Source organism: Deltaproteobacteria bacterium (genome assembly GCA_011773515.1).
Taxonomy (GTDB): domain Bacteria; phylum Desulfobacterota; class Deferrimicrobia; order J040; family J040; genus WVXK01.
In genome coordinates, this window is record WVXK01000007.1 from 1 (window position 1) to 6,128 (window position 6,128).

Annotated in this window: 6 protein-coding genes; 5 read left to right on the plus strand and 1 reads right to left on the minus strand. The window is 55.9% G+C overall.

Annotated elements, in window-relative coordinates; translation table 11 throughout:
- Both sppA and GTN70_00925 read left to right on the plus strand, forming a co-directional pair.
- On the plus strand, positions 1-750 hold a 750-nt coding region (sppA, locus tag GTN70_00920; protein ID NIO15560.1), incomplete at its 5' end, for a signal peptide peptidase SppA.
- 112 nt (positions 751-862) lie between these two features.
- The gene (locus GTN70_00925; protein ID NIO15561.1) at positions 863-1,309 is read left to right on the plus strand and encodes a DoxX family membrane protein; all 447 of its coding nucleotides are present in this window, start codon (positions 863-865) and stop codon (positions 1,307-1,309) included.
- Between the two features lie 23 nt (positions 1,310-1,332).
- Here the strand turns inward: GTN70_00925 and GTN70_00930 are convergent, their stop codons facing one another.
- Positions 1,333-1,701 carry a DUF393 domain-containing protein gene (locus GTN70_00930; protein NIO15562.1) on the minus strand — a complete coding sequence of 123 codons (369 nt, stop codon included), beginning with the start codon at positions 1,699-1,701 and terminating at the stop codon, positions 1,333-1,335.
- Between the two features lie 203 nt (positions 1,702-1,904).
- Between GTN70_00930 and GTN70_00935 the strand changes: the two genes are divergently transcribed.
- From GTN70_00935 to GTN70_00945, 3 genes are all read left to right on the plus strand, one after another.
- The gene (locus tag GTN70_00935) at positions 1,905-3,047 is read left to right on the plus strand and encodes an acetyl-CoA C-acyltransferase (protein NIO15563.1); all 1,143 of its coding nucleotides are present in this window, start codon (positions 1,905-1,907) and stop codon (positions 3,045-3,047) included.
- 403 nt (positions 3,048-3,450) lie between these two features.
- The gene (locus GTN70_00940) at positions 3,451-5,601 is read left to right on the plus strand and encodes a VWA domain-containing protein (GenBank protein ID NIO15564.1); all 2,151 of its coding nucleotides are present in this window, start codon (positions 3,451-3,453) and stop codon (positions 5,599-5,601) included.
- 10 nt (positions 5,602-5,611) lie between these two features.
- On the plus strand, positions 5,612-5,977 hold the full coding sequence (locus tag GTN70_00945; GenBank protein ID NIO15565.1) for a hypothetical protein: 366 nt from the start codon (positions 5,612-5,614) through the stop codon (positions 5,975-5,977).
- Positions 5,978-6,128 lie beyond the last annotated feature (151 nt).

Here is a 6,128-nt window from a genome sequence, read left to right on the forward strand (position 1 = left end):
GCCGTGCTTTCCTTCGACGGGCTGATGATGGCCAGGTCGGTGGCACCCTACCTGCGCCTCCTGCGGCTCATCGAGAGGAGCAGGTTCATAAAGGGCCTCCTGCTTCAGATAGACAGCCCGGGGGGCAGCGCCGCGGCTTCCGAGATGCTCTATTTCTCGCTCAAGAGGCTTGCCGAAAAAAAAACCGTCTACTGTTACACCCTGATGGCCGCTTCGGGAGGGTACATGGTCGCCTGCGGGGCGAAGAGGATTTTTTCCCCTCACACGGGTCTTTTGGGAAGCATCGGCGTGCTCTCGGTCAAGCCGGTTCTAAAGGACGTGATGGAGAAGCTCGGGGTCAGGCTCGAGGTCATGAAGAAGGGCGCGAGCAAGGACATGTCCCTTTTTCACCGGGAGCTGACGGACGAGGAGAAGGCGAGGCTCGAGGAGCTCCACGATGACCTCTATCAGCGGTTCATCGACATCATCGTGGAGGGAAGGGGGCTCTCGCGGGAGAAGGTGAGCGAGATGGCAACGGGGGAGCTCTACTCGGCAAAAAAGTCCCTCGACTACGGGCTCATCGATGAGATTTCCGACATGGAGACCGCCCTCGATCGGCTGTCCGATACAACGGGGGTAAAGAAGGAAAACACCGTCTATCTCAAGGTGAGAAAACCTCTCATGAGGCAGTTCATGGCTTCCGGGATGGCAGCCGCCGTAGATGAGCTCTACAGCCTGCTCATTTCCGAGCACTACAGAAACCTCTACTGATTCAAAGGTGTTGGGAAATTATCGGAAGCGGGGAAACCATGAAACGGTGAAGGCCTATCTAAAATAGTGTGCGTTGGTTCTCACAGGAACATGATCAGGAGGGTAATTCACGATGAAATGGCTGATAAAAACGGAGAACGATTTGGCTGCACTCTTCCTTCGCATTTTACTGGGTGTCGTGATGTTTCCCCACGGGGCACAGAAGGCCCTCGGCTGGTACGGGGGGGGCGGTTTTTCCGGGACCATGGGGTTTTTCACCACCAAGATGGGGATCCCCTATGTCTTAGCGCTCCTCGTCATAGCGGCCGAGTTTCTGGGATCCCTGGGGCTTATCGCCGGTCTTCTCACGAGAGTTGCCGCCTTTGGAATTTTCAGCGTGATGGTTGGTGCCATCTATTTGGTGCACTGGAAGATCGGGTTTTTCATGAACTGGTTCGGGAAGAACCCCGGGGAGGGATACGAGTATCACCTCCTGGCTATTGCCATCGCCCTTGCGCTGATGATAAAGGGGGGAGGCGCGCTCTCGGTAGACAGGGCGATATCGAGGGAGTTCAGGTAAATCATACATCGTGCTAATTTTTCTTAGATTTTGAGCAATAGAGCTGAGATTCGATACCGGTTCATCGCCACCCACCGGTAGGCCCTGCCAAACAGTGAGCCAAGAAACGGAACTTTCCACAAGAGACTCAGGCCGGAACGCCTGCCGTTCACGTTCAGAATTTCGATGATGGCCCTGTCGCCGGCAAAAACTTTTCCATCAGGCGTTATCAGCTGGATGGCGGAAGAGCACTCCTCATCACCGATCTCGGGGTGGAGATTTTTCCTCTCTTCTGAATTGCAGGGGATGAGATGCAATCTGTCTTTTCCAATCAGCGATACGATCCAGCCGACCGATTTTCTGCAAAGAGGGCAGGAATCGTCGAATATGAGGGTATGGTTCTTTCTTTCCAAAGCAGTCTCCCGCATTTATGTTTACAATCATAAGATGAAATATTGTTAGGAGCGGTGCAGCGAGGATCTCTGGAAAGACATGAGCGCAACTATTTCGCAACTATTTATGGTTTATTCGCGCGGGTGAACGTGGTGAAATGGTAGTGAGGATTTTCGTGAATTAAAGTGCTCACCCTTCACAGTCGGGGAAAAGGAGGAACGTCATGGGAAAGGCGGTTATCCTGGAGGCGGTGAGGACCCCCCTCGGGAAGAGGAACGGGATGCTCAGCTCTGTTCACCCCGTTGAGTTGCTGGCGCGTGTCCTCGGTGCTCTGGTGGACCGGTGCGGGGTGCCCCGGGGTCAGGTTGAGGATATCATCGTCGGGTGTGTCACCCAGACGGGTCAGCAGGGGGCGAACATCGCCCGCCTCTCGGCCCTGCTGGCGGGTTTTCCCGTCCAGGTTCCTGCCGTTTCCATCAACAGGATGTGCGGGTCGAGCCAGCAGGCCATCCACTTCGCCTCCCAGGCGATAGAGGCCGGTGACATGGACCTGGTGATCGCGGCGGGGGTGGAGAGCATGAGCAGGGTTCCCCTCGGCTCCGATTACGGCGAGTTCCACCCGGCCCTCATCGATAAGTACGGTCTCGTTCACCAGGGGATATCGGGGGAGATGATGGCGGAAAACTGGGATATACCGCGCGGGGACATGGACCTTTTTTCTTTCGAGAGCCACAGAAAAGCCGGCGAGGCGACGAAGAGGGGGATTTTCAGGGAAGAGATCGTTCCCGTCCGGGTTCCCGGCGAGGGAGACGGCGAGGTCGTCCTCGATACGGACGAGGGGATCCGTTTCGACACGTCTCTTTTGAAGCTCTCGTCACTGAAACCGGCCTTCAGGGAGGATGGCGTCATAACGGCGGGAAACTCAAGCCAGATAACCGACGGCGCCGCCGCGGTCCTTATCTCCTCAGAGAAAAAAGCGAAGGAGCTGGGTCTGAAGGGTAAGGCCAGGGTCCTCCATAAAGTTGTCGTGGGGAGCGACCCGGTGCTCATGCTCGACGGGCCCATTCCGGCAACCAGGAATATCCTGAAAAAAAGCGGCCTCTCACTCAATGATGTCGATGTCGTCGAGATAAACGAGGCTTTCGCCAGCGTCGTCCTTGCCTGGGCGAAGGAGCTTGACCCCGACATGGACAGGGTAAACCCCTGCGGGGGAGCCATCGCCCTGGGCCATCCGGTGGGGGCGAGCGGGGCACGGATCATGGCCACCCTTCTTTCCGGACTCGATAAGCGGGGCGGGACCCTGGGCCTTCAGACCATGTGCATCGGCCACGGCATGGCCACGGCCACGATCATAGAGAGGGTCTGAGGGCAATTTTTGATGGAAAGACCCCGTTTCTCTTCGGCCCGTTCCTTTTTTTTATTGGGGGTCCTTTCGTACAGGATAACGGTGAAGGTGTTACCACCGCGCTCGTTTTCCTCGAGTTCCTTCACGTTGATCGGGGCATCGGATGCTCCGAATTCTACCGTTCATTCAGATATCTGCCTGACTCCTCCAAGCGTAAAATTTTTACCTGTTCACAACCGGTGGCCGGACCGATAAAGGTAAATTTTCGAGAATGTAAGGGATCTTCTGGCGCAAATATTTAATCCTATTTAAAGTGTTCGATAAAAGCGGCTATCGCTTGAACCGATGGAGGGCGAGGCAAAGATTTGTGAAAGAGGTTTTATGGTATATAATTGCAAGAACGTAATCAATTCAAGGGCTTCGTATGTTCAGCTATCGCTCACAGAGTGACATTCCCCCCTTCTCGATGATCGTGGGGCACGAGCTGCTCAAAAAAGCGCTCATTTTCAACGCCATCGACCCGGGGATCGGGGGAGTGCTCATCCGCGGGGAGAAGGGAACGGGGAAGACGACGGCGGTCCGGTCGCTTGCCCAGGTACTTCCCGAGAAGGTAGTGGCCGTTGGATGCCGGTTCGGCTGTTTTCAGGGCGGCGATTACTGCCGGGAATGCACGGGCGGAAACGGGCGCTCCTACGAGCGCCGGCGCGTGGATGTGGTCGATCTTCCCCTGAACGCGAGCGAGGACCGCGTTCTGGGAAGCATCGACATCGAAAGCGTCATCCGCGATGGTGTGAAGCGATTCGATATAGGTGTTCTGGGGGCTGCCAACGGTAACGTTTTATACATCGACGAGGTGAACCTGCTGGACGATAACATCGTGGATATCCTGCTCGATGTTTCCGTGAGCGGCGTGAACCGTGTCCGCCGCGAGGGAGTGAGCTTCGACCACCCCTCCCGCTTCATCCTGGTCGGAAGCATGAACCCCGAGGAGGGGGAGATCAGGCCGCAGTTCCTCGACCGGTTCGGGCTCTCGGTTGAGGTGGGGGGTTTTTCCTCCCCCGATATGCGCCGCGAGGTGGTTGAGCGGGTTCTTCAATGGGATAAGGGTATCGGCGTGGGGAAGCTTCTTCGCGAGGACGAAGAGCTCCGGGGGAAGATCGAGGCCGCCCGGAGGCTTCTCCCCGATGTCTGGGTGGATGACAGTGACATCGAGCGGGTGTGCGAGATTACATCGGGCCTTCACCTCTACGGTCTGCGGGGAGACATCATACTCATGAAGGTCGCCAGGGCCTCGAGCGCCTATCGCGGAAAGGACGAGATAGATTCCGAGGGGCTCGCCGACGGCTTCCGCCTCGCGCTTCCTCACCGGCTGAAGATGGAGACGGTGAAGAAGGATACGATCGAGAAGCTCAGAAGCATCTTCGAAGCGGACGGTGGAGGGGGGGATTCGGAACCGCATGCCATCACGAATTACCTCAGGTCGGGAGCTTCGGGGCACACGATGATCCTCTTCTACAAGGATGAGGTGGGCAAGGTGAGCGAGAAGAGAGAGCCAATAGAGAAGAAGCCCAAAAAGGAAGGCAGAGCAACGGGGGGCCGGGATGGTTCCTCGAGGGACAAATACAAGGTCAGGAGCTGCGATAATCCCAACTGTGATCTCTGCCAGGGGTACGTGGACTCCCGGGAATTCGACCCCGAGGAGGAGTTCAACCCCAGGTTCTTCAAATCGGCGAAAGACAGGATATTCAGGCGGAGGACGGGTAAGCGGAGCGTGACCAGGACGGACAGCCCTCCCGGGCGTTACGTGAGCTCCACGGAAAGGAAGGGCGGAAAGGTTGCCATCGATGCGACGATCAGGGCGGCAGCCTCATATGACGGAAGGGGGGGCGGAAAGTTTTCCGTAAGGCCCCAGGACCTGATGTACAAGCAGTATGAGAACAAAACGGGAAACCTCATACTCTTTCTCCTCGATGCCAGCTCATCCATCGAGACGCAGCAGAAGATCGGTTTCCTCAAGAGCACGGTTCTGTCGGTGCTCAAAGAGGCCTACATACGACGCGATAAAGTAGCGATAATCTCGTTCAGGGATCATTTTGCCGAGGTCATTCTCGAGCCGACGGGATCTATCCAGAAGGCGATGAGGATGATGGAAAACATAAGGTCGGGTGGAACCACCCCCCTCTCTATCGGGCTCTACGCTGCAATGAAAATGATGGAGAAGGAGAAGAGAAAGTCGAAGGAAAACCCGCCCTACATGATCCTGATCACCGACGGAAATGCCAACATATCAGCTTTCGGAAACGACCCCTTCGTGGAATCTGTGCAGCTGTCCCGGAAAATAAAGGAGATGGGCGTCACCTCCTGCGTCGTCGATGTTGCCAGAATGAACCTTGCCATGGATGCAGTGAGAAGGGCTCTGGAGGGCTGGGAGGTGAAAAGGGGTTCCTCCGATATCTTCTACAGCGGCCAATCCAAGATGCTCGCCGAGGCCCTCGGGGGAGAGTATCTGTCTCTTGGCGAGCTGATCCGGGAGACGCAGGTCGAGCTCTTGAAAGGCGGCCACCGGATCGTGTGAGGAGATTGCCATGTCTATGAAAAAAATTCTCGAAAGGTACGGTGATTTCGGGTCGGGGGGCCGGGTAATATTTATCGGGGGCAAACCGATGTCCATCAGGAGGGTGATGAGGAAGCTGGATCTGCTCCGGGAAGAGATCGGCCCCGTCGACTGCGGGAGCGTTGCCGATGAGCGCTACTTCGTGCGGTTTATCGACCTGGATGACCGGACCATAGCGGTCTTTGAGTTCGACTTGAATTACAAGGTGGTGGGGGAGGTCCGCTCGGATCTCTTGGAGTGGATGGGAGACGATTATTTTCGGGCAAAGTGGCGGGTGTATTGCCCGGCCGGAGGGGAGGAATGGCTGGGCCGAAACATGGCCAAATTTAAGAGATAAAAATAATAGATTGCCTTTGCAATGCGGAATTCGGAAATCGGAATTCGGAATGAAATCATAAAAACCAGATTCAATTTTGGTTTATTATTCCACACTCCGCATTCCGCGTTCCGAATTGCAGTTGTTTAGATATTCGACTGTCGATAAGGAG

Bases quoted from the DNA above. Each gene is read 5' to 3' on its own strand.
- GTN70_00935 (NIO15563.1), top strand. From the start codon at position 1,905: ATGGGAAAGGCGGTTATCCTGGAGGCGGTGAGGACCCCCCTCGGGAAG.
- GTN70_00925 (NIO15561.1), top strand. From the start codon at position 863: ATGAAATGGCTGATAAAAACGGAGAACGATTTGGCTGCACTCTTCCTT.
- GTN70_00940 (NIO15564.1), top strand. From the start codon at position 3,451: ATGTTCAGCTATCGCTCACAGAGTGACATTCCCCCCTTCTCGATGATC.
- GTN70_00945 (NIO15565.1), top strand. From the start codon at position 5,612: ATGTCTATGAAAAAAATTCTCGAAAGGTACGGTGATTTCGGGTCGGGG.